The sequence below is a fragment of the Rhizobium sp. CB3060 genome (assembly GCF_025200735.1).
In the GTDB taxonomy this organism is placed as follows: Bacteria; Pseudomonadota; Alphaproteobacteria; order Rhizobiales; family Rhizobiaceae; genus Rhizobium.
Genome location: NZ_CP104159.1, coordinates 1,180,978 through 1,203,304, shown reverse-complemented (window position 1 = coordinate 1,203,304; position 22,327 = coordinate 1,180,978). Strand labels below are relative to the sequence as shown.

General features: G+C 59.5%; 21 protein-coding genes. 12 read left to right on the top strand and 9 right to left on the bottom strand.

Translation table 11 applies throughout. The annotated features are described in order from the left end of the window. Positions 1-101: 101 nt before the first annotated feature. Positions 102-1,031, bottom strand: coding sequence for a sugar ABC transporter substrate-binding protein (locus N2601_RS24955; protein WP_260304060.1), 930 nt, complete (start codon positions 1,029-1,031; stop codon positions 102-104). Between the two features lie 227 nt (positions 1,032-1,258). Between N2601_RS24955 and N2601_RS24950 the strand changes: the two genes are divergently transcribed. Continuing rightward, on the top strand, positions 1,259-2,092 hold the full coding sequence (locus N2601_RS24950; RefSeq protein WP_260304059.1) for a sugar phosphate isomerase/epimerase family protein: 834 nt from the start codon (positions 1,259-1,261) through the stop codon (positions 2,090-2,092). A gap of 152 nt (positions 2,093-2,244) precedes the next feature. Here the strand turns inward: N2601_RS24950 and N2601_RS24945 are convergent, their stop codons facing one another. The 4 genes from N2601_RS24945 to N2601_RS24930 all read right to left on the bottom strand — a co-directional run bounded on the left by N2601_RS24945 (position 2,245) and on the right by N2601_RS24930 (position 6,512). Further along, positions 2,245-3,213: an MBL fold metallo-hydrolase gene (locus N2601_RS24945; protein ID WP_260304058.1), complete on the bottom strand. Its 969-nt coding sequence runs from the start codon at positions 3,211-3,213 to the stop codon at positions 2,245-2,247. Between the two features lie 359 nt (positions 3,214-3,572). After that, positions 3,573-4,463, bottom strand: coding sequence for an SMP-30/gluconolactonase/LRE family protein (locus N2601_RS24940; RefSeq protein ID WP_260304057.1), 891 nt, complete (start codon positions 4,461-4,463; stop codon positions 3,573-3,575). A gap of 59 nt (positions 4,464-4,522) precedes the next feature. After that, positions 4,523-5,554, bottom strand: a complete 1,032-nt coding sequence (locus tag N2601_RS24935; protein ID WP_260304056.1) for an L-idonate 5-dehydrogenase — start codon at positions 5,552-5,554, stop codon at positions 4,523-4,525. A 10-nt stretch (positions 5,555-5,564) separates the two neighbouring features. Next, positions 5,565-6,512 (bottom strand): 2-hydroxyacid dehydrogenase, encoded by a 948-nt coding sequence (locus tag N2601_RS24930; RefSeq protein WP_260304055.1) that lies wholly within the window; start codon positions 6,510-6,512, stop codon positions 5,565-5,567. A gap of 99 nt (positions 6,513-6,611) precedes the next feature. Here N2601_RS24930 and N2601_RS24925 point away from each other — a divergent pair, with 99 nt between their 5' ends. The 9 genes from N2601_RS24925 (at position 6,612) to N2601_RS24885 (ending at position 15,215) form a co-directional block, all read left to right on the top strand. Beyond that, positions 6,612-7,370, top strand: coding sequence for an SDR family oxidoreductase (locus tag N2601_RS24925; RefSeq protein ID WP_260304054.1), 759 nt, complete (start codon positions 6,612-6,614; stop codon positions 7,368-7,370). Between the two features lie 28 nt (positions 7,371-7,398). Beyond that, positions 7,399-7,881, top strand: a complete 483-nt coding sequence (locus tag N2601_RS24920) for a gluconokinase (protein ID WP_260304053.1) — start codon at positions 7,399-7,401, stop codon at positions 7,879-7,881. Beyond that, positions 7,878-8,765: an NAD(P)-dependent oxidoreductase gene (locus N2601_RS24915; RefSeq protein WP_260304052.1), complete on the top strand. Its 888-nt coding sequence runs from the start codon at positions 7,878-7,880 to the stop codon at positions 8,763-8,765. Before N2601_RS24920 ends, N2601_RS24915 begins: the two co-directional genes overlap by 4 nt. Beyond that, positions 8,762-9,094, top strand: a complete 333-nt coding sequence (locus N2601_RS24910) for a hypothetical protein (RefSeq protein ID WP_260304051.1) — start codon at positions 8,762-8,764, stop codon at positions 9,092-9,094. The genes N2601_RS24915 and N2601_RS24910 overlap by 4 nt, the downstream gene beginning before the upstream one ends. A 133-nt stretch (positions 9,095-9,227) precedes the next feature. Beyond that, positions 9,228-10,238 (top strand): LacI family DNA-binding transcriptional regulator, encoded by a 1,011-nt coding sequence (locus N2601_RS24905; RefSeq protein ID WP_104827007.1) that lies wholly within the window; start codon positions 9,228-9,230, stop codon positions 10,236-10,238. A gap of 305 nt (positions 10,239-10,543) precedes the next feature. Next, positions 10,544-11,671 carry an acyl-CoA dehydrogenase family protein gene (locus N2601_RS24900; RefSeq protein WP_104827006.1) on the top strand — a complete coding sequence of 376 codons (1,128 nt, stop codon included), beginning with the start codon at positions 10,544-10,546 and terminating at the stop codon, positions 11,669-11,671. Positions 11,672-11,736: 65 nt separating this feature from the next. Continuing rightward, positions 11,737-12,969, top strand: a complete 1,233-nt coding sequence (locus tag N2601_RS24895; protein ID WP_260304050.1) for a 3-methyl-2-oxobutanoate dehydrogenase (2-methylpropanoyl-transferring) subunit alpha — start codon at positions 11,737-11,739, stop codon at positions 12,967-12,969. 2 nt (positions 12,970-12,971) lie between these two features. Beyond that, positions 12,972-13,985 (top strand): alpha-ketoacid dehydrogenase subunit beta, encoded by a 1,014-nt coding sequence (locus N2601_RS24890; protein WP_260304049.1) that lies wholly within the window; start codon positions 12,972-12,974, stop codon positions 13,983-13,985. Between the two features lie 3 nt (positions 13,986-13,988). Continuing rightward, on the top strand, positions 13,989-15,215 hold the full coding sequence (locus N2601_RS24885; RefSeq protein ID WP_260304048.1) for a dihydrolipoamide acetyltransferase family protein: 1,227 nt from the start codon (positions 13,989-13,991) through the stop codon (positions 15,213-15,215). A gap of 123 nt (positions 15,216-15,338) precedes the next feature. On the opposite strand, the gene N2601_RS24880 is transcribed toward N2601_RS24885, so the two are convergent. From N2601_RS24880 to N2601_RS24870, 3 genes are read right to left on the bottom strand one after another with little or no spacing between them, the layout of a single operon-like run. After that, entirely contained in the window at positions 15,339-16,433 is a 1,095-nt protein-coding gene (locus N2601_RS24880) for an ABC transporter substrate-binding protein (protein WP_260304047.1), read from the bottom strand. Between the two features lie 39 nt (positions 16,434-16,472). Then, the gene (locus tag N2601_RS24875; protein WP_260304046.1) at positions 16,473-17,543 is read right to left on the bottom strand and encodes an ABC transporter permease; all 1,071 of its coding nucleotides are present in this window, start codon (positions 17,541-17,543) and stop codon (positions 16,473-16,475) included. Between the two features lie 16 nt (positions 17,544-17,559). Beyond that, positions 17,560-19,056 (bottom strand): sugar ABC transporter ATP-binding protein, encoded by a 1,497-nt coding sequence (locus N2601_RS24870; protein WP_260304045.1) that lies wholly within the window; start codon positions 19,054-19,056, stop codon positions 17,560-17,562. Positions 19,057-19,617: 561 nt separating this feature from the next. Here N2601_RS24870 and N2601_RS24865 point away from each other — a divergent pair. Together N2601_RS24865 and N2601_RS24860 are read left to right on the top strand one after the other, a co-directional pair. Then, positions 19,618-20,604 (top strand): AraC family transcriptional regulator, encoded by a 987-nt coding sequence (locus tag N2601_RS24865; RefSeq protein ID WP_260304044.1) that lies wholly within the window; start codon positions 19,618-19,620, stop codon positions 20,602-20,604. A 544-nt stretch (positions 20,605-21,148) separates the two neighbouring features. After that, positions 21,149-21,496: a helix-turn-helix domain-containing protein gene (locus tag N2601_RS24860; protein WP_260304043.1), complete on the top strand. Its 348-nt coding sequence runs from the start codon at positions 21,149-21,151 to the stop codon at positions 21,494-21,496. 62 nt (positions 21,497-21,558) lie between these two features. Here the strand turns inward: N2601_RS24860 and N2601_RS24855 are convergent, their stop codons facing one another. Further along, positions 21,559-22,326 carry an ATP-binding cassette domain-containing protein gene (locus tag N2601_RS24855; protein ID WP_260304042.1) on the bottom strand — a complete coding sequence of 256 codons (768 nt, stop codon included), beginning with the start codon at positions 22,324-22,326 and terminating at the stop codon, positions 21,559-21,561. Position 22,327: the final 1 nt, after the last annotated feature.

The following is a 22,327-nucleotide window of genomic DNA, read 5'->3' as shown; positions in this document are numbered from 1 at the left end:
ACTTTGCTCTATCAGGTGGCGGCGGGTGAGAAGGGAGGCCGCCGGCCTCCCCATGTGCGTCACCCTAGCGTTGCCACTGATAGAATGTCGTCAGGTTCAGCTCAGTTGAGATGCTCGAACTGGACCATGTTCTGGTTCGTCACCAGCTTGAAAGGGATCCAGACTTCCCTGTCGATCTGGTCACCCTTGATAGCCTTCACCGCGGTGTCGACAGCGCCTCGACCCTGCGCCTTGGCATCCTGGAACACGGTGACCTTGAGGTCGCCGGCCTTCATCGCCTGAAGGGCGTCTGGCGTGGCGTCGATGCCCGCAACGAGGGTCTTGTCCGTTGAGCCGCCGGCGTTCTTGATCGCGGCAATCGCGCCAAGCGCCATCTCGTCATTGTTGGCGATCACGGCATCGAATTTCAGGCCGCTGGTCAGCCAGTTCGAAACAAGGTCGGCGCCGTCGACACGGCTCCAGTTGCCGACCTGCTCGCGAAGGACCTTGATGCCGCCGCACTCACCGGACTTCAAGACGTCATGCACGTCCGCAGTCCTCTGTCGGGCTGCTTGGCTGGTGAGGTCGCCGATCATGATGACGATGTCGCCCTTTCCACCCAGCATGCGACAGACTTCCTTGGTCTGCAGCGTTCCAGATTCTGTTTCGTTCGATCCCACGAAGGCCTGCTTCTTGCCAAGGCTCGTCAAATCGGTCGGCTGTATATTGACATAGATCAGCGGAATGCCTGCCGCTTCTGCGATCTTGCTCATTGCCGGTGTACCGTCGGAATCCACAGGATCAACGATGATGGCCGAGACGCCGCCAGCCGCGAAGTTCCGCACCTGATCCAACTGCTTGTTGACGTCGTTGGCGGCGTCTTCCACCTGCAGATCGATGCCTTTGGTCTTGGCGTAGTCCTGCATGCCGTTGGCGATCAGGGTTTGAAAATTGGTCGTCAGATAGCCCATCGAAACGCCGATCCGATCGGCGGCATAGGCTTGCGACGACAGCACGAGCACCAGCGCACTTGCGCCAAGAAATTTCAGCATGTTCTCCTCCCAGGAAACAACGACCCAATCAGTCGCTGGAAAAAGTTACCGACAGCGCCTGTTAACGTCCGAGAGTATTTTGATGAAAAAACCTCAAGGCTCGCGGCTCGCCGCGCGCAAGCACATCCGCTTTGCAATGAAATATCGCTATGATCAAAACCCATCACCGGACGGTCTCGCAAAGGCATGGAATTCGTGATCTGTGCAGCCCATGGAGGGGAGGCGCCATGCAGGACATGCTCATATTCCAGTCGCTTTGGGCCATGGAGCGACGCAGCGCGAAATATCCGGAGCTCACTCTCGAAGAGAATTTGGACAAGATCGCCGCCGCTGGCTTCGACGGCATCAGCGCCCATTGGTCCGACCGTGACGCAGTGCGCCGAATTGCCGGCCTGCTCAGGCATCATGGTCTGCAGGCCGAAGGACAATGCTTTCCGAAGACTGTCGACGATCTGAAGCCGGTGCTTGAGATCGCCGCCGAATGCAACGTGCATCACCTCTGCCTGCAGCCCGACGTGCGGTTACGGCGCCTGGGGGATTGCCTTCCCTTGCTTGAGGGCTGGCAGCGGCTGGGCGAGGAGGCCGGCATCGATGTCCTCATCGAGACACACCGCGACCGTATGACGACCGATCTATTCTTCACGCTCGATCTGCTCGATCGCTTTCCGGATTTGCGGCTTTTGGGGGATGTCTCTCATTTTCTCGTCGGCCGGGAATTCGCCTGGCCGGTATCCGACGAAAATCATGCGCTCATCCACCGGATACTCGACAGTTCCTGGGCCTTCCACGGCCGGGTCGCCTCGCGTGAGCAGGTCCAGATCGAAATCTCCTTTCCGCATCACCGCCCCTGGGTCGATCTCTTTCTCGGCTGGTGGGAATACGGCTTCAGAAGCTGGCGAAAACGCGCAGGCAGCGACGATGTCCTCGCTTTCACCTGCGAGTTAGGACCGAAGCCCTATGCGATCACGGGAAGGGATGGCGAGGACACCACGGACCGATGGGAGGAATCTCTTCTTCTGATGCAGGAGGTGCGTGCGCTCTGGGCGAGAACTGCCGGCTGACGCGAGGTTCGCTGAATGTACGCTTTGCTCTCCGAAGGCGACCCAATTGTTGGGTCGCCGAAGCCGAAGCTGGCGGCGATCTCTGCGAGGCAGCGATCGCCGGATATTCAAACGCATGCGGCCGTCTAGTTTGGCCTCAACCCGGCAAGCGGTCAGTAGTCCCAGAAGACCGGTACCCAGCGAAAGTGATCGCCGTCGATTGCCACCCGGCCGACGGACGGGAAGGGCAAATGCGTAGCGACCAACTGTTCGCCGGTCGTCGCCAGCTCTGTCAAAAGACGGACGCGGACGCGGGCGGCCTCTTCGGGGTCATGTTCGAAGCCGTTGTACCAGTCGGGATGTTCGAAGCCGACCGCGAACACGGCGTCGCCGGCAAATGTCAGCCGATCTCCGCCGGATGCCAGGCGGACTACACTGTGGCCGGGGGTGTGGCCGCCGGTGCGACGAACGATCACCCCAGGTGCCACCTCGTATTCATCATCAAACAGCCGGAAATGGCTGCGATACTCTTCTACGAAGTGCTTGGCTGTCGCCCGAAGCGCGTCCGGGAAGCCTGGCGGCATGGCGACATGGCTGAAGTCGGGCGCCTCCCAAAACTTGACCTCGGCGGCAGCCACGTGGATTCGCAGGTCCGGACGCAGGCGATCCTTCACCCCCTCGACGAGGAGGCCGCCAATGTGGTCCATGTGCATATGGGTCAGCACCACGTCGGTCACGGACGCAAGATCGATACCGGCGGACTCCAATCGCTTGATCAACTGACCAGCCCGCGGCAGGTTCAGGTTCGGATCCAACCCGAGCCCGGCGTCGATGAGGATGGTCTTCCCACCGCTGCGTACCAGAACCACGTTCAGCGACCAGTCGAAAGCGTCCGGCGGCAGGAACATATCGTTCAGCCAGGCCGCGCGGTCGGCCGCCTCGGCATTATGTCCCAGCATCGTGGTCGGGAGCGGTAGCACCCCGTCGCTGACCACCAGTACGTCAATCTCGCCGATCCGCACCGCATAGCGCGACGGAACCAGATCATCGGGGCCCGATTTGACGGGTTGAGATGCGTTATCCAATCTCATCTTTGTTTCCTGCTGATCAATCGTGCGGGGTTTTGTTTCTGCCTGCGACATGATGCGCTCCTATTTTGCGTGAACGAGACGTGTCGGCTACGAGCCACGTCGCGGACTTTATGTTGAAGCGAATTGGCGATCGATCGGGTCAAGGGAGAGGGAAGGCTACACCTGAGGACAGGGCAGGCTGTACCCTCAGCGGATCGCAGGGAAGATTTGGTGTGGAAGAGCTGGGATGAAGGAGCAGACGCATTCGCCCGCCGAACGGTGCCCCGCGCTCGGCGTTGGTTCAAAGCCGCTCGGTGTCTTTTATTTCCGCGACACTCTGTAAATGCTGTTTCGAGCAGGAAGGATGGTCAGGAGCAGTTGCTAGTCCTCCACGCCGACCGCCTTCCCTACGCCCTCATGAGCGTCTCAAATCAAAGCGCTCCGCGCCTGTTGAGCGAAATCGCGTAAACGCTCGTCGTCGCCGTGACGAAGAGCTTGTGTTTGCCACGTCCGCCAAAGCAGAGATTGGAGACGGTTTCGGGGACGAGGAGCTTACCCATCAGATGTCCGTCCGGCGCAACGCAATGGACGCCGTCGCCGGCCGAGGACCAAAGATTGCCGTCGCTGTCTATCCGCATCCCGTCCGCACACCCTGGCGAGATTGCATGAAAGACATCGCCGCCGGTCAGGCGCCAATTTTCTGCGACGTCAAAGACGCGAATATGACGTGGATCGTCGGTGTGCATACGGCCGGTGTCTGCAACATAAAGCTTCTTTTCATCCGGGCTGAACGCCAGCCCGTTCGGGCAATTGAAATCGGTGAGCACGGCTGCGATCGAACCTGAAGGATCGACGCGATAGACGTTGCAAGGCAGTTCCTGCTCGCTTTTGTATCCTTCGTAATCCGTGGCGATGCCGTAATGCGGGTCGGTAAACCAGATGGCGCCGTCGGAAGCCACGATGACGTCGTTCGGCGAATTCAGCCGCTTGCCCTGATAGCGCTCGGCGATCACCGTGATGGAGCCGTCAAATTCCGTGCGGGTCACGCTCCGGCTGCCGTGCTCGCAGCTCACGAGACGGCCCTGCCGATCGCGCGTGTGGCCGTTGGCAAAGTTCGATGGCTCGCGAAAGACGCTGGTGCCGACACCCGGGATCCACCGCATGATGCGATTGTTCGGAATGTCGGAAAAGAGGAGGCAGTTGAGGTCGCCGAACCAGACGGGCCCCTCAACCCAATCAAATCCGCTGGCGATTTGTTTGACGGGCGCATTGCCAAGGACGAACCGGCCGAAAGCCGGATCGATGATTTCGAAAAACGACATCTCTTACATTACCTCTCATCATACAGCAGCAAGGCATTGATCGACCGGCGAGCCGTGTCTCAGGAGAATACGATCTGCGCCTTCATGGCTCGGCTGCGGTCCGAGGCGATCTCGAAAGCGCCGATGGCGTCCGCGAGCGGCACGGAATGGGTGATCAGCGGCCTGACATCGATCAGGCGCTTGCGCACCAATTCAACGCCCGTGGCGAATTCCTCATGGAAGCGGAAAGAGCCGCGCAGATCCAGTTCCTTGGCGGTGATAGTCTGCATCGGCAAGGTCATGTCGCCTCCAAGACCCAGTTGTATGATGATCCCGCGAGGTCTGAGCGCCGCAATCCCGCTGGTAAGAGCGGCGGCAGCCCCCGAGCATTCATAGAGAACATCGAAGGTTCCCTTGTCGGCCGAATAGGCGCTAAGCGCCTCCGGTTCTTCCTTCGTATTGATGACCCGGTCCGCGCCGGCCTCCTTGGCAAGCGAAAGTGTGAAGTCTGAGAGATCGGTTGCAACGATTTCCGCTGCACCGGCCCGGCGGGCGGCCAGGATGGACAAAACGCCGATCGGTCCGCAGCCGGTCACGAGAACCCGCTTGCCCAGCATTTCGCCGGCGCGCTTCGTCGCGTGCAGGGTGACGGCCAGCGGTTCGGCCATCGCCGCTTCGCCAGCCGTGAGGCCGTCGGCGGGGACGCATTGAATGGCATCGGCAACCAATATTTCGCGGAATGCGCCCTGAATATGCGGGAAAGGCATGGCGCTGCCGTAGAAGCGCATGTTCAGGCACTGATTGTGCAAGCCTTGCTGGCAATAGCGGCAGGTCCGGCAGGGCCGCGACGGCGAAACGGCGACGAGTTGGCCGACTTCGAGCCCCTGAACGCCGGCGCCAAGGGCCAGGACCGTTGCACTGACCTCGTGTCCCAGGATCATCGGCTGCTTCAGGCGCACGGTGCCGAAGCCGCCGTGGTTATAGTAATGCAGGTCACTGCCGCAGATACCGCCCGTGGCGAGCCGCAGCTTGACCTCGCCCGCACCCGGCTCTTCGTCCGGATACTCCTCGATCCGCAAATCCTTGGCGGCGTGAGCGACGATGGCCTTCATGTCTTTCTCCTCAAAGAACGGGGGTGGGCAGCGGCTGACCGGCAAAATGGGCGGTCAGATTATCGCGGACAAGCTGGCCCATGGCCTTGCGTGTCTCGATCGTGCCCGAGGCATGGTGGGGCTGCAGAAGCACATTGTCCAGCGCCAGAAAACGCGGATTGAGCTTCGGCTCGCCTTCGAAGACATCGAGCGCCGCCGAACCGAGCTTGCCCGTCTCCAGAGCATCCAGCAACGCTTCCTCATCGATGTTGGAGGCGCGCGAGATGTTGATCAGCATGCCTTCCGGACCGAGCGCTTCAATGACCTGCCGTCCCACGATATGGCGTGTCGCGGCAGAGGCCGCCAGCGTCACGAAAAGAAAATCGGATTGCTCTGCAAGTTTAACCGGATCGGCGACGAATTCCATGTCGTTTGCGTAAGGTTTCGCTTCGACGTCGGAGTAGGCGATCTGCATGTCGAAGCCTTTCAACCGCTTGGCGACCTCGAAGCCAATCCGGCCAAGGCCCAGAACGCCGGCCCGCCGTCCCCATACACGCCGCTTCAACGGATAAAGGCCCTTGCCGACCCAGCTTCCATCTCGCACCCATGTCTCGGCGCCGAGCATGCCGCGCGATTGGCAGAGCATCATGGCGACACCTAAATCGGCAACATCGTTGGTTAAAACGTCGGGGGTATTCGTCACGCGAATGCCTCGCTCCCGGCAGGCCCCAAGATCGACCGCATCGAAGCCGACGCCATAGACCGAAATCAGTTCGAGGTTGGGGCAGGCTTCGATCATGGCCCTGTTAGCACCGAGTTCGCCGCGCGTGGCAATTGCCCTTACCGATGGCCCGACCTCCGTCAGAAGCGCAGCTTTGTCCTCGGCCGCGAAATAGCGGTGGACATGAAACGCCGCGTCGAGGGGTTCCTGATCCCATTGCGGATAGGGGCCTACCTGCAGGATAGTGGGCTTTTCCATCTTTTCGTTTCCTCCCTTGATACTGGCCTTGACACCAGATGTTATCGATAACATAAACAAGCATACCGGCATTTGTCGAGATGAAAAAAGGAGAAAATCGTGTCTCTTGGCCTCTTCGATCTAAAAGGGCGGCGCGCGCTTGTGACGGGTTCGTCGCAAGGCATCGGCCTGGCTCTTGCCCAAGGACTGGCGGCCGCGGGAGCCGAGCTGGTGCTCAATGGCCGCGACGTGGAAAAGCTGAAGAAAGCCGCGGCTCTGTTTGACGGCACCGTCCACATCCTGCCCTTCGACGCGACGGATCACGAGGCTGCGCGGCATGCCATCGATGATTTCGAAGCCAAAACCGGCGCCATCGAGATATTGGTCAACAATGCAGGCATGCAGTTCCGCACGCCGCTCGAAGATTTTCCCGCAGATGCGTTCGAACGGCTTCTTCGAACCAATATATCGAGCGTTTTCAACGTCGGTCAGGCTGTTGCTCGCCACATGATCAAACGTGGCGCCGGCAAGATCATCAATATTGCCAGCGTCCAGACTGCGCTGGCGCGGCCCTCTATCGCACCCTATACCGCAACCAAAGGCGCAGTCGGCAATCTCACCAAGGGCATGGCGACGGATTGGGCGAAATACGGACTGCAATGCAATGCCATCGCACCAGGCTACTTCGACACGCCATTAAATGCGGCGCTGGTCGCCGATGCCGATTTCTCAGCATGGCTTCAGAAGCGCACGCCGGCCGGGCGCTGGGGACGGGTCGAAGAACTGGTCGGCGCCTGTATCTTCCTTGCCTCCGAAGCATCCTCTTTTGTCAACGGGCACGTGCTTTATGTCGACGGCGGTATCACAGCGTCACTCTGAGGCCGTGCGGCCGCGACGGTTCGTCATCATGGGAGTTTCCGGCTGCGGCAAGTCGTCTGTTGGCGCAGCGCTCGCCTATCGTCTGTCCGGCATCTACATCGATGGCGACGACCTTCATCCGGCGGCGAACGTCGCCAAGATGAGTGCGGGGATGCCGCTCACCGATGCGGATCGATGGCCCTGGCTGAACAGCGTCGGGGACTGTCTTGCGCAAGCAGACGAAACGGTGCTGATTGGGTGTTCAGCACTGAAGCAGACTTATCGCGACAAGATCCGTGCGGCGGTCGAAGGGCCTGTGCGCTTCATTCATCTTGCTGGAAAAAAGGAAGTAATTGCCGCTCGCCTGCAAGCGCGGCAGGGGCATTTTATGCCGGCCGCCTTGCTCGAAAGCCAGTTCGCTGCACTTGAGCCGCCTGGACCGGCTGAGCAGGCAATCACCGTCGATATCGATCAACCGTTTGATGCGGTCATAGCGGCTATTATCGCCGCGTTGGAGGAGGAAGAGCTATGAGTAGCAAAATTGCGCTGATCGGCGCAGGCGCGATGGGCGGAGCCATCGGTGCGCGACTTGTGGAGACGGGAAATCATCTGACGGTCTTCGATCTCGACAAGGAAAAGGTGGCCGCACTCACTGCCAAGGGAGCCAGTGCCGCGGTGAGCGCTGCCACAGCGGCTTCGGTATCGGACTATGTCATTCTCAGCTTGAACTCGCCACGGATCGTGCGTGCCGCGGTCTTCGGCCCCGGCGGCGTTGCCGAGGGCGCCAAGCCCGGAACGCTGATTATCGACATGTCCTCCATCGATCCCGATGCGACCAAGGCGCTGGCCGCGGACGCGCAAGAAAAGGGTCTGCGATGGGTGGATAGCCCGCTCTCCGGCGGTGCGCCAAAGGCTCTGATCGGCGAATTGACACTGATGGCCGGCGGCCGCGATGAGGACGTCAAGGATGCGTATGAGGTGCTTCGGCATGTCGCCTCGAACTACACCCATATGGGCCCGCCCGGCGCCGGCCAGACCACGAAACTGATCAACCAGGTGCTCTGCGCGCTGAACTTTCTCGCAGTCGCGGAAGCAACCCAACTGGCGCTCGATGCCGGTGTTGATGCTGCCAAGATCCCCCAGGCACTGAAAGGGGGACGAGCCGACAGCGCCATTCTCCAGGAATACATGCCGCGTTACGTCGCCAAGGACTACCGCCGGACAGGCCGCATCGACAACATGGTCAAGGATCTGAACGGTGCGCAAGATCTCGCCCGGCGCACAAACACCGCCATGCCGCTGACGGCCGTCTGCGCTGAAGTGCACCGCATGCTGACGGCAGCCGGCCTCGGCGGCGAGGACCAGGCCGCATTGATGGAATTTTTCAAGGGGCCGAACAAGGAGATCGCCGAATGATTACCCGATACGCATTATTCGAAGGCAAGGTTAAGGACGGTGAGGCAGATGCATTTCGCAACGCGGTGATGGAGACCATCCTGCCGAAATGGAAGCAATTTCCCGGTGCTCTCGATGTGCGGGTGACCTTCGCCGAAGCACGAGACGAAGGTGCACCGGAATACCCGATGATTCTCGCCGTCAACTATCCGGACTTGGCTACGGTGGAAGCCGCGCTCGCGAGCCCTGTTCGTGCGGAAGCCCGCGCGGCGACCGAAGCCGTCCTGTCCCGGTTCTTTGAAGGGCGTATTCATCACCATGTCACGGTCGCCCACGAATTCGCGCTCTGAACTCATTCTGCGCTGACGAGTTGGATGCGGAGCCGAAAGGCTCCGCATTTTCATTTCGGGATGGCGAAGGGTTCCTCTTGCCATTCGAAGTAAAGGCATATTACTCTCATGGTAACGATAACACGGGCCATAGATGAGCAAAAATCGCAAACCGCCGACCATGGCAGACGTAGCCCGCGTGACGGGGGTTTCCCCGATGACGGTGTCGCGTGCATTCAAGGCCGACAGTCTGATCAGTAAGGAGAGAAGAGAGGCCATCCTCCAGGCTGCCGAGGATCTCGGTTACGTTTTCGACAGCACGGCCTCCAACCTGCGCTCACAGAAGTCCGGTTTCGTCGCGGTTACGATTCCTTCGATCAACAACGCCAATTTCGCCGATACCGTCGGCGGGCTTTCCGATACGCTGGCCGCGCGCGACATGCAGATCCTGTTGGGTTATACGAACTACAACACGCAGGAGGAGGAGCGGCTCATCGAGCAGCTCTTGCGCCGTAAGCCGCAGGCGATTGTCGTGACCGGCGGCAAGCATACGGAACGCGGGCGACGTCTGTTGGAAACGATCAATATCCCCGTGATCGAGACCTGGGATATTCCCGCCGAACCGATCGACCATTACGTCGGATTTTCCAACGCCGGTGCCGTTCGCGACATGGTGGACCACTTCGTCCGCTCCGGCTATCGCCGCATCGCCTTCATCGGCGGTGATGTCGGGCGCGATACGCGCGGTAGTGAGCGGCGGGTCGGCTTCTCTGCCGCCATGCAAGCGCATGGGCTTGATGCATCGCGCCTGATCGCCGCCGGCCTGCCGCCCATTTCGATGCGCGAAGGCGCCAATGCTATGGCGAAATTGATCGAAACCTATCCGGATACTGAGGCGGTCGTCTGCGTGTCCGACCTTGCGGCCTATGGCGCGCTGACCGAGTGTCGTCGTTTGGGCGTTCCCGTCCCGGAACGTTTTGCGATTGGCGGGTTCGGCAATTACGAGATCGGCGAAGTCTGCGTACCCACGCTGACCACGATCAATGCCTTCGCACGGGAAATCGGAGAAAAGACCGCGCGTTTGATCCTCGATATCCTTGATGGCAACGAGGGCGTCGATGTCAGGATCTCGCCCGAACTGATTGTACGCGACAGCAGCCGATAAATTCTTGCTGATAGGCTCGCCGAAAAAGAGCAACGCCTGAAGGTATTGCGGAACCGTTGAATTGCACGCAATCGATTGCGGTCCCAATCCGTTTGGGGAAGAACTGCTCCCTCCCGCCGGAAGATTCCGGAACTCTTGGCAATCCACGTGAGCCACCAAGGTCAACGAAATGTTCGCCTCGGTTGTCGTTGCGGGGGCATGGAAAGCACGACGAAAGCGCCCTATCTCCTTGATAAGACCCGTGGCGGCTACAACAGGCGACCGCTGTCGCAACCAAGCAGCGCGAGCGGAAAGGGAAGGAACAGATGATCTTTTCCGAACTCCAGCAGCAGATTCGCGATCTTGCCCGCGACTTTGCCCGCGAGCGCCTGGCGCCAGGCGCAGCCAAGCGTGATCGGGAGCATCTCTTCCCGCGCGAAGAACTGAAGGAGATGGGCGAACTGGGTTTGCTCGGCATGCTGGTACCGGAAGCCTATGGCGGGTCGGATGCGGGTGTCGTCGCCTATGCCATGGCGCTTGAGGAGATTGCCGCAGGTGACGGCACGTGCTCCACGATCATGAGCGTGCATAGCTCGGTCGGCTGCGTGCCGATCTTGAAGTTCGGTACCGAGGAGCAACGGCAGCGCTTCCTGCCGAAACTGGCGAGCGGCGAATGGATTGGCGGCTTCGCGCTCACCGAGCCACAGGCTGGCTCTGATGCCTCGAACCTGAAGACCAGGGCAAGGCGCGATGGCGATCATTATGTACTTGATGGGGCCAAGCAATTCATCACCTCAGGCAAGAACGGCCATGTCATCATCGTCTTTGCCGTTACCGACCCTGGCGCCGGCAAAAAAGGCATCACTGCCTTCATCGTTCCAACGGACATCGCAGGCTATGAGGTGATGCGCGTAGAGGAAAAGCTTGGGCTGCATTCCTCTGACACCTGCCAGATCGCCTTCAATGGCGTGCGCGTTCCGATCGAGTTGAGGCTCGGTTCAGAAGGCGAAGGCTACCGCATAGCACTCGCCAATCTCGAGGGCGGCCGGATCGGCATTGCGGCTCAGGCAGTCGGCATGGCGCGGGCGGCCTTTGAGGCGGCGCGCGACTATGCTCGCGAGCGCACGGCCTTCGGCAAGGCGATCATCGAGCATCAGGCTGTCGCATTCCGCCTTGCCGACATGAAGGTGCGGATCGAGGCGGCCCGGCAACTCGTTTTTCACGCCGCCTCCTTAAGGGAAGCCGGGCTGCCCTGCCTGTCGGAAGCCTCGATGGCTAAGCTCTTTGCCTCGGAAATGGCGGAGCGCGTCTGCTCCGACGCCATCCAGATACATGGCGGCTATGGCTACATGGCCGATTACCCGGTCGAGCGCATCTATCGCGATGTGCGCATCTGTCAGATCTATGAAGGAACGAGCGACGTGCAGCGCATGGTGATCGCCCGCAATCTGTGAGAACCACATGCGGCCCCCGCTTCTGGAGGAGAGGAGCAAGGCCGGCGCAGGAGGAAAGACTAGACATGGTGGATTCTTCTCAATTGGCTCTGCATGTCCCCGAACCCGCCGTCCGCCCGGGCGGCCAGCCAGACTTTTCCAACGTCAAGATCGCCAAAGCCGGTTCCGTGCCGCGGCCGGAAGTAGATGTCGCATCCGAGGAGATCCGTGATCTTGCCTATTCCATCATCCGCGTGCTGAACCGCGAGGGCGAGGCGGTCGGTCCCTGGGCTGGCACGCTCTCCGATGAGGAGTTGCTGACCGGCCTTCGCAACATGATGAAGCTGCGCGCATTCGACGCCCGCATGCTGATGGCTCAGCGGCAGGGCAAGACGTCCTTCTACATGCAGCATCTCGGCGAGGAGGCTGTCAGTTGTGCTTTCCGCAAGGCGCTCAAGAAGGGAGACATGAATTTTCCGACCTATCGTCAGGCAGGCCTTCTGATTGCCGACGATTATCCGATGGTCGAAATGATGAATCAGATCTACTCGAACGAGAGCGATCCCCTGCACGGGCGGCAGCTACCGATCATGTATTCCTCCAAGGAGCACGGATTTTTTACCATCTCCGGTAACCTCGCCACTCAGTATGTGCAGGCCGTGGGCTGGGCCATGGCCTCCGCAATCAAGAATGACAGCCGCATCGCCGCGGGCTGGATCGGCGATGGCTCGACGGCGGAATCCGACTTCCATTCAGCGCTCGTCTTCGCCTCGACCTATAAGGCACCTGTCATTCTCAACATCGTCAACAATCAGTGGGCGATCTCTACCTTTCAGGGCATCGCGCGCGGCGGCTCCGGAACGTTCGCCGCCCGCGGCCTCGGCTTCGGCATTCCCGCGCTGAGAGTCGATGGAAACGACTATCTCGCCGTCCATGCCGTTGCCTGCTGGGCAGCTGAGCGTGCCCGGCGCAATCTCGGGCCGACGCTGATCGAATATGTGACGTATCGTGTCGGGGCGCATTCGACCTCGGACGATCCGAATGCTTATCGTCCGAAGACGGAATCGGAGGCCTGGCCACTTGGCGATCCCGTACTGAGGTTGAAGAAACATCTGATCGTCCGGGGCAAATGGTCTGAGGAGCGGCATGTGCAGGCAGAAGCTGAAATCATGGACGAGGTAATGGAGGCGCAGCGCCAGGCGGAGCAGCACGGCACATTGCATGCCGGCGGCAAGCCTTCGGTTCGGGACATTTTCGAAGGCGTCTATGCCGAGATGCCGCCGCACATCCGGCGCCAGCGGCAGAAGGCAGGGTACTGAGAATGGCCAGGATGACGATGATCGAGGCGGTGCGTAGCGCCATGGACGTTTCGATGGCGCAGGATGACAATGTCGTCGTTTTTGGTGAGGATGTAGGCTATTTCGGTGGCGTTTTCCGATGCACGCAGGGGCTTCAGGCAAAATATGGCAAGACGCGCTGCTTCGACACGCCGATAAGCGAGTCGGGCATCGTCGGCACGGCGATCGGTATGGCCGCCTATGGCCTGAAGCCCTGTGTCGAGATCCAGTTCGCCGATTACATGTATCCGGCCTATGACCAGCTAACCCAGGAGGCGGCTCGTATCCGCTACCGTTCCAACGGCGATTTTACCTGTCCGATCGTCGTGCGCATGCCGACAGGCGGCGGCATCTTTGGCGGCCAGACGCACAGTCAGAGCCCGGAGGCGCTCTTCACCCATGTCTCCGGGCTAAAGGTGATCGTGCCATCCAATCCCTATGACGCCAAAGGCCTGCTGATTGCTGCGATCGAAGATCCGGATCCGGTAATGTTCCTGGAGCCGAAGCGGCTCTATAACGGCCCCTTTGACGGCCATCACGAGCGGCCTGTGACGCCTTGGTCTAAACATGATCTCGGAGAGGTGCCTGACGGCCACTATACGATACCTATCGGCAAGGCTGAGATCCGGCGCGCAGGCTCGGCGGTGACTGTGATCGCCTATGGTACGATGGTGCATGTGGCGCTCGCCGCGGCCGAGGATGTCGACATTGATGCCGAAGTGATCGACCTCCGAAGTCTGCTGCCGCTTGATCTGGATACGATCATCAATTCGGTCCGGAAGACAGGGCGATGTGTCGTCGTGCATGAGGCAACGCTGACTTCGGGCTTTGGCGCCGAGGTCGTCGCGCTGGTGCAGGAATATTGCTTTTACCATCTAGAGGCGCCAGTCGTGCGCGTTGCCGGCTGGGACACGCCCTATCCGCATGCGCAGGAGTGGGATTACTTCCCAGGTCCTGGCCGTCTCGGGCGGGCGCTTGCCGAAGTCATGGGGGCTTGAGCCATGAGCGAATTTGTCATCGAGATGCCTGATGTGGGGGAGGGAGTCGCCGAGGCCGAGCTGGTCGAGTGGTTCGTGAAGCCAGGAGATCCCGTTCGCGAGGACATGGTGATTGTCGCCGTCATGACGGACAAGGCCACCGTAGAAATCCCGTCTCCCGTCAACGGCATCGTCACCTGGCTTGCCGGTGAGGTCGGAGAGCGTATCGCGGTGAGGGCTCCGCTGGTGCGGATCGAAACGACCGGAGATGCCGGCGGGGCTCGGTCCGCAGAGATCGCACAGACGACTGCCGAAGTGTCGACGGCGGAATTTCCGAAGCTTGCTCCAACAGTGTCGGATCCTGTGACGCCGCGGACCGAAAAGCCGCTTGCCGCACCCCCGGTGCGGCTCTTCGCCAAGGAAAGCGGCATCGACCTCGCACAAGTGCAGGGGACCGGACCAGCGGGCCGTATCCTGCGAGAGGATATCGAGCAACTTTTGAACCACGGAGCCGCTCCCACGATGTCAATGGGCGGCCTTACCCAGAAGACTGCGACCGAAGAGATCAAGTTGACCGGGCTGCGCCGCCGGATCGCCGAGAAAATGGCACTTTCCGCCTCGCGTATTCCTCACATTACCTATGTGGAGGAGGTGGACATGACCTCGCTCGAGGAGTTGCGTGCCATCATGAACGCTGACCGCAAGGCGGATCATCCGAAACTCACGGTTCTGCCTTTCCTGGTACAGGCCGTGGTGAAGGCCATTTCCGAGCAGCCCAATGTCAACGCCACTTTTGACGACGAAGCCGGCATCGTCACACGCTATGGCGCGGTCCATATGGGTATCGCAACACAGACGCCGGCGGGTTTGACCGTGCCTGTCATGCGGCATGCGGAAGCACGCGGTATCTGGGATTGCGCCGCTGAGATGAACCGGCTGGCAGAGGCGGCGCGCTCGGGCACTGCAACGCGTGAAGAGCTTTCCGGCTCGACGATCACCATCAGCTCGCTCGGCGCGCTCGGCGGGATCGTCTCCACGCCTATTATCAATCATCCGGAGGTGGCGATTATCGGCGTCAACAAGATCGCCACACGGCCGGTCTGGGACGGCACGCAGTTCGTGCCGCGCAAGATGATGAATCTGTCATCCAGCTTCGATCATCGCATTGTTGACGGCTGGGATGCGGCGACCTTCGTGCAGCGCGTCCGCACACTGCTCGAAACACCGGCGCTCATTTTCATCGAAGGCTGATATCATCAAAGGGTTCGAAACTCTTGTCGTATGCAGAGCCGTTGGTTCTGCTGTCGACGCCGGGGCTTATCGGCAGGCTGAGCGCGGCCCGAAGGCCGCGCTGTTCTCAACTTCAAGAAGGGATCATTTGCCCCAGATCTTCTTGTATTGATCCTTGTAGCCGTTATCCGGATCAAACGTATTCTTCGGACCGCCGTCGGACTGGATATTGTCTGCCGTGACCACATGCAGCGGCGAGAGGTAACCGGACCATTTTTCACCGGCGAAAGCACGATTGAGTTCGTCGACCAATTGCCAGCCCTGGAGATTGAGCGGTTCGGCCACCGTGACCTTCTGGAATTGACCGGCGCGGATGCGTTCATAGGCCGATTGCGAGCCGTCGCCGGCGGCGACATTGATCGGCGCATCGGTGCCGCTCTTGCCGGCGGAAGCGAGCGACGGGCCCATGAAGTCGAAATAGAGGTCGTTGATCGCAAGCGAATGGGTCCAGCTATCGCCATATTTCTGCAGGAGCGAGGTGGTTAGCTGGGGCATGCGCTGCGAGGTCTCGGCGATCGGCGTATCGACATATTCGAGCACCTTGCCGCCTAGCCGTTCGATCTCCTGCTTCATCCTGTCCGCCTTGGCGATGGCGATCGCATAGGTGGAGTCCGTGAAGATGATCACGCCTGGCTTGCCCTTGGCATCGGCAAAGGCCCAGTCGGCAGCCGCTTTCGAGACTTCCATCGCATCGGTGCTGACATTGGCAAAGAGGCCGTTCTTGTCATCGGGACCGATGACCGGGCCGGCATGCCAGGCGACCAACGGGATCTTGGCGGCCTTTGCCTGTTCCAGAGCCGGGGCCTGCTCGACTGCATCGAAGCCATCGATGATGATGCCGGCAGGCTGCAGCGCTATGGCCTGACCGAAGGCAGCCGTGCGTCCGCCGATGGAGCCCGCGCCATCGAGAACCTTTACCTGCCAGCCAATCGCCTTTGCTGCTTCCTCGACACCGTTGCTGACGCCGAGAATGCCGCCATTCTTAAGGTCGCCGGCCAATACGACGATGGTCTTGCCCGCCTGTGCCTTCGGACCGGTGGTCGGGCCGTCCCATTTGGTGACCGGCGTCGCATATTTGTCGACGACGGCTTTTGCATCCGCCATCGGATCGGCATAGGCGTGGCTTGCACACAGCATCAACAAGCCTGTGGTCGCCTGCAGGAAAAATCTGCGTTTCATTTCATTCTCCTCCCTTTGAAAATTAAACCAAAATGATCTTCAGTTGTCGGTCGCCTTAGCTGATAGCTGCGGCTTTTGTACTGGAGCCATGCGTCCGGCATGGCTCCGCCGGCGCTGCGCATAGCCAGCGATGCCGATGGCGACCAGCAGGGTCACGCCGTTGAAAAGCGGCTCCACGTAGAACGAGCCCCCGAACTGCTGGATGCCTGCGATGCCGACCGCCAGGATGATGACGCCAATCATGGTGCCCCACACGTTGACGCGACCGGGCTTGATGGTCGTGGAACCCAGGAAGGCCCCGACGAGTGCCGGCAGAAGATATTCCAGCCCGACGCTGGCCTGGCCGATGCGCAGCTTGGAGGCGAGCAATACGCCTGCGATGGCGGCGAGGGTGCCTGACGTCACGAAGGCGCCGATGACGAAGCGACGGACGGGGATGCCGTTCAATGCGGCCGCCTTCGGATTGGCGCCGATGGCATAGATGTAACGGCCGATCGGCAGATATTCGAGCACGATCCACATGACGAAGGCGAGGCCAAGCACATAGATCCCTGTGATCGGCAGCCCGAAGACCATCGTGCCGTTGAGCGCATAAAAGCCCTGGGGAAGCATGCCGACCACCTGTCGCCCGCCGGTATGCCAAAGAGCAATGGCATAAAGCACGGTGCCCGTGCCGAGCGTCGCGATGAAGCTGTCGATCTTGGCGATTTCCACCAGCAGCCCGTTCAGGAAGCCGGTCAGCGCGCCGAGCAGGATGACGATGAGCACAGCCACCGGCCAGGGCAGGCCGAACATCGTCTGCAAGCTAATCGCCAGAACGTGCCAGAGCACGATGCCGTAACCGATCGTCAGGTCGATGCGTCCTGCCGCCATCGGGATCATTGCGGCAAGCGACAGAATGGCGATGATCGTCTTGTCAGAGATGATCGAACGCAGATTGAGCAGCGTCGGAAAGGTCTGCGGCAGCAGAATGGAAAACAGCAGGATCAGAAGGGCTGTGAGAATAACGAGGCCATAGACCGGCAGTAGGCGCTGGATTTTCTGGCCAAAGCTCATTCCCGCCAGCTCGGCGCTGGTCGGTTCGAGCGCATTGGATTCGATCGATTGCATGAGGTTCCTCCCTGGATCAGGCCGCTTCGGATGCGGATGCTGCGGCGATGACCGCCGGTGTTGTTAAGTCGGCGCCGCTCAGTTCCCGCACGATTTGACCGCGAGAAAACACCAGGGCGCGATGGCAGATATGAGCGATTTCTTCGAAGTCGGTGGAGACGACGAGCACGGCCAGCCCTTCCTCGACGGCCTCGGCGATCAGCTTGTAGATGTCCGCTTTGGCGCCGACATCCACGCCGGCTGTCGGGTCTTCTGCGATCAACAGCTTCCGGCCTGTCGCGAGCCACCGGCCCACGACCACCTTCTGCTGGTTTCCGCCGGATAAGGCTTCGATCGCCAGGTTCTGATCATTGGGTCTAAGGCCAACGCGGCTGCCGAGCGAATAGGCCATTTCGGCCTCGCGCTGCGGCGGCAGGAAGGACATCATGCCCCGTCCGGATGCGCCGGGATTGAGAAAGGTGTTTTCCCTCAGGCTGAGGGACATGGCGACGGATTCTTCGGTGCGATCCCTGGCGATCAGGCCGATACCGGAAGCCATGGCTGAGACGGGGCTGGAAAGATCGGGTCGCGCACCGTTCAGCAGGACCGCTCCGCTGGCGGGCTCGCAACCAAAGAGCGCGCGTCCGATCAATTCCTGGCCCGCGCCTCTCAGTCCGACGAGACCGAGAAGCTCTCCTTGGCGAATGTCGAAGGACACCGGTCCTGCGCCGCGGCAGGTAAGATCCCTGACCGAAACAATGGCAGGCCCTGCGGTCCGTTCGGCCTTGACGAAGAGCTGGTCGGCCTTGCGTCCGACGATCATTCGGATCAGCTCGTCCGGCGACGTGTCGGAAACTGGTTTTTGCCCGACCAGTTGGCCATCGCGGAGCACCGCAACGCGATCGGCGATCCTGAAGATCTCATCCAGCCGATGCGAGACATAGATCATCGCAACACCACGTTCCTTGAGCGGGCGGATGGCGGCAAACAGCTTTTCGACTTCATCGGCGGGCAGGCTTGCCGTCGGCTCGTCGAGAACGAGAACGTCTGCCTCGACGGCGAGAGCACGCGCTATCGCGACAAGCGACTTTTCGGTTCGGGTCAGTTCTTGAATCCGTGTCGACGGATCGAAATCGCAGCCCACAAGCTTCAGGGCCTCCGCCGTACGGCGTTCGGTCGCGCGCCAGTCGATCAGCCGGCCGCGCAGCGAATAGCCCTGTGCGAGACCAACATTTTCGCCAACCGTCATCCATTCGATCAGTCCGAGATCCTGATGAATGAAGGCGATCGGCTGGCGCTGGTTTGGCCGCGGCGGGCGGTGATGATATGGTTTGCCGCGAAACAGAATTTGTCCGCCATCCGGTCTGTAGATGCCCGCCAGCGTCTTGATGAGGGTCGACTTTCCCGCGCCGTTCTCACCAAGAAGAGCCAGAATTTCTCCCGGTTTCAGATCCAGCGAGACATTCGACAATGCGCGCGTTCCACCAAATTCTTTGGTGATGTCGCAAAATTCGAGCAGCTTTCCGTCGTCCATCCTGCTCCTCCCAAAGTTCAGGTGAGAAGAGGCTATGTTATCGATAACATTCCGTCAAGAGCCTCGTCGTTGTCATCGCGGATTCGGGCTGTGGATGGCGCCGAGCCGCCATATTCAGGACAGCTAAGTCATGCCCGGCTAAGTGGAGCGCAGATATGAACGGCATTATTTAATACTTAAAATACATTTGCGAGAGCCGCATGGCATTTACATTATTTAACTTCTTTCTAGCTTTCATTATCTGAATATTCATGCAACGAAAGGGAGCGACGCTTCAGTAGAGGATTCAGAGCGCTTAAGGGATGTTCATAAAACTCAATGGAATCAGCGATATGCGCGCAGGAAGTGGAGTTTTCATGCGCAACCGAGACGCGCAGATGTCGTTCGGCATATTACTTATTTTAAGTAGTAAAATGCGCGTCTTGGATAGTGTTTCTGCAGGGGATGCAGTCGCGTTGCGGTTTGCTCAGTATTAGTAGGTAGTAATACGATCTACGTCTGCTTTCTTGGGATTTGGGTGGCCCTTGAGAGCGTCTCGGGATCGCTCATTTGGGGAAAATAATGAGGTACGTCACTCATTCCGTCTTCAAGATCGTTGATGCCGATGCCGACGAAATGACGGAACATTATGCAAGGACCTTATCGCCCGCGACGGTCGAGCCGCTTCACCGAGGCTCGCTGATCTCGGTGGAAGACCGGCATTACGCCGTTGGGCGCTTCAATGTCTGGAATGGAAGGTGCCATTCCGGGATGAGGGTCACCCTTCCCAGCGGACCTGACGCGTACGCTCTTTACCTGCCATCCTCCGGCGTGATGGCAATCGACTCGGGTCGAACGCAGCTCGTATCGGAACCGGCGGCAGGCCTCTTGGGTGATATGTCGCGCTTCGACAAGCTGGTCCTTCACGAAGACCGCAGTCATATCGGCATCGCGTTCGAAAAATCCGCAATGATCCGTCAACTGAGTGAACTGCTTGATGCGCCGGTCGACGGCGACATCGATTTCGCTGACACCGTCGATTTGGCAACCGTAAAAGGATCGCGGATAACCACACTCGGAAATCTTATCTGGAATTGCCTGGACGTCGAAGATGAGCATCAGACCTCGTCGACGTTCGTCGAGCGCCTGTTGCAGGCGATGATGATCACGCTTTTAGAAACTGTCCCGAATAACTATTCCGCACGGCTGGCAAAACCGACGTCCCCTGCAATACCAAAGCGCTTGAAGAGAGCGATCGAATATATGCATGCCAATGTTTCGTCTCCGATGAGTATCGCCGATATCGCCGAGGCGTCCGGCACAAGCGTGCGGGCCTTGCAGGCGGCTTTTCAGCAGTTCAAGGACACGACGCCTTTAAACTATCTGCGGATAATCCGCCTGGAAGGCGTGCGCAAAGCGCTGACGGATCCGGCCACCTCTCTCTCGGTTGCCGAAGTCGCGCGGAGCTGGGGATTCTCCCATATGGGACGTTTCGCAGCGCTCTATCAGCAATCCTTCGGCGAAATGCCGTCCAACGCAGCGAAACTGCGCCGAGGCGAGGGCAAGTAAACGCATTCGTCTGCAGCCGTTTTGACAGCAATCGAAGCCATGGCGGCGGCACTACGGTCGTCGATCGGCTGTGCCTGTGGATATCGACTGACATCCGGCGTGTTGGCTGACGCGGTATATTCGCATAACGCAACTATTATCCCGAATACGCAGGAAAACAGAACGTACGTTCATCGCATGACGCTAACGCATTGAAGTTTGCGATTTGACACGGCAGTCATGGTGGTGGGACTTGCGAGCATGATGCGAGTAGGTTCCGGAGCAGCCCCCCGCCCATCGGCTCCCCAGGTTCGATGGGCGGTCTTTTTGTCCATTCAGACTTTCGATTGAGCAAGCTTCGCCGGGATGGAGTCAACAATTTCAACATTGTTGGCGGTAAAGCGGGAACTCAACAGGTCGGCTCGTGCGACCCGTCATTTTCCCATGAAGATTGCTAGGTCGTTAAGCGCGAGGCACTGTCTGCCAGAAAGAGAGAACCGTGCATAAGGGGCCAAACCAAAAGGATCCGAGCCCGATTGATGTCGAGGTCGGGAGACGCATCCGAATGCGACGCCGCATATTGGGCATGAGTCAGACGACGCTCGCCGAAGGGCTGAATGTGACGTTCCAGCAAGTCCAGAAATATGAAAAAGGTAAAAACCGGGTCGGCGCCAGCCGGCTGCAAAGCGTCGCAGATTGTCTCGACGTGCCGGTTTCGTTTTTCTTCGAGGGCGTCTCTGAGCTTTCGGAAAGCGCTGGAGAAGAAATTTTTACCTCCGGCAGTGACTTAGCGGGCTTCCTGGCTTCGGGGGAGGGCATCGAGCTAAACCGCGCCTTCGCCAAGATCAAGGACGCAAGGACGCGGCTTAAGGTCGTGAGTCTGGTTAAGTCGCTGGTCGGTCCCTATAGCTGATGGTGCATGTCCTGATGCCTTCACAAGCATCAGGAGGCCAGAATTTGGCGCTGCGGACGCGATCAGCTTGTGATGGCGTTGAGCATTTCCTCGCCGGTGATAATCCTTTCGACCTGAGCGATCGTCGTCTGTTTCGGATCTATGTCGTCTGCGACAACCCTCCCGCCGCGCATCACGATGATGCGGTCGACCACCTGAAACACATGGTGGATATTGTGGGCGATGAAGATGCAGGAGTGTCCGGTATCGCGCGCTTCGCGAACGAAACGGAGAACCCCTTGCGTTTCGGCAACGCCCAGATTGTTGGTAGGCTCATCCAGGATGATCAGATCGCTATCAAACTGCATGGCGCGGGCGATTGCGACTGCCTGGCGTTCGCCCCCCGATAACGCGGAGATTGCGGTCTCTGGCGGAATATCCTTCGTAATCCCGACCCGCTTCAACAAGTCTCGAGCGGACGCATTCATTGCGGATTGGTCCAATCGGCCAAAAAAGCGGCTTCCCTTGATTGGCTCCCGCCCAAGAAAGAGATTTCGGGCGATCGATAGCTGCGGAACGAGGGCGGAATCTTGAAAAATCGTTTCAATTCCATGCGCAATCGCCTCGGCTGTGTTTTTGAGTTCGACCTTTTTCCCTTTGATTATGATCTCCCCGCTCGTCAGCGGTACAGCGCCGGATAAGACCTTGATCAGGGTTGATTTTCCCGCACCATTGTCGCCGAGCAAGCCCACCACTTCGTGCGTTTTGACGGAAAGACTGACGTCGCGAAGCGCATGGATGCGGCCGTAGAACTTGTTGATTTTCTCCATTCGAACGAGGTCTTCGGCCATC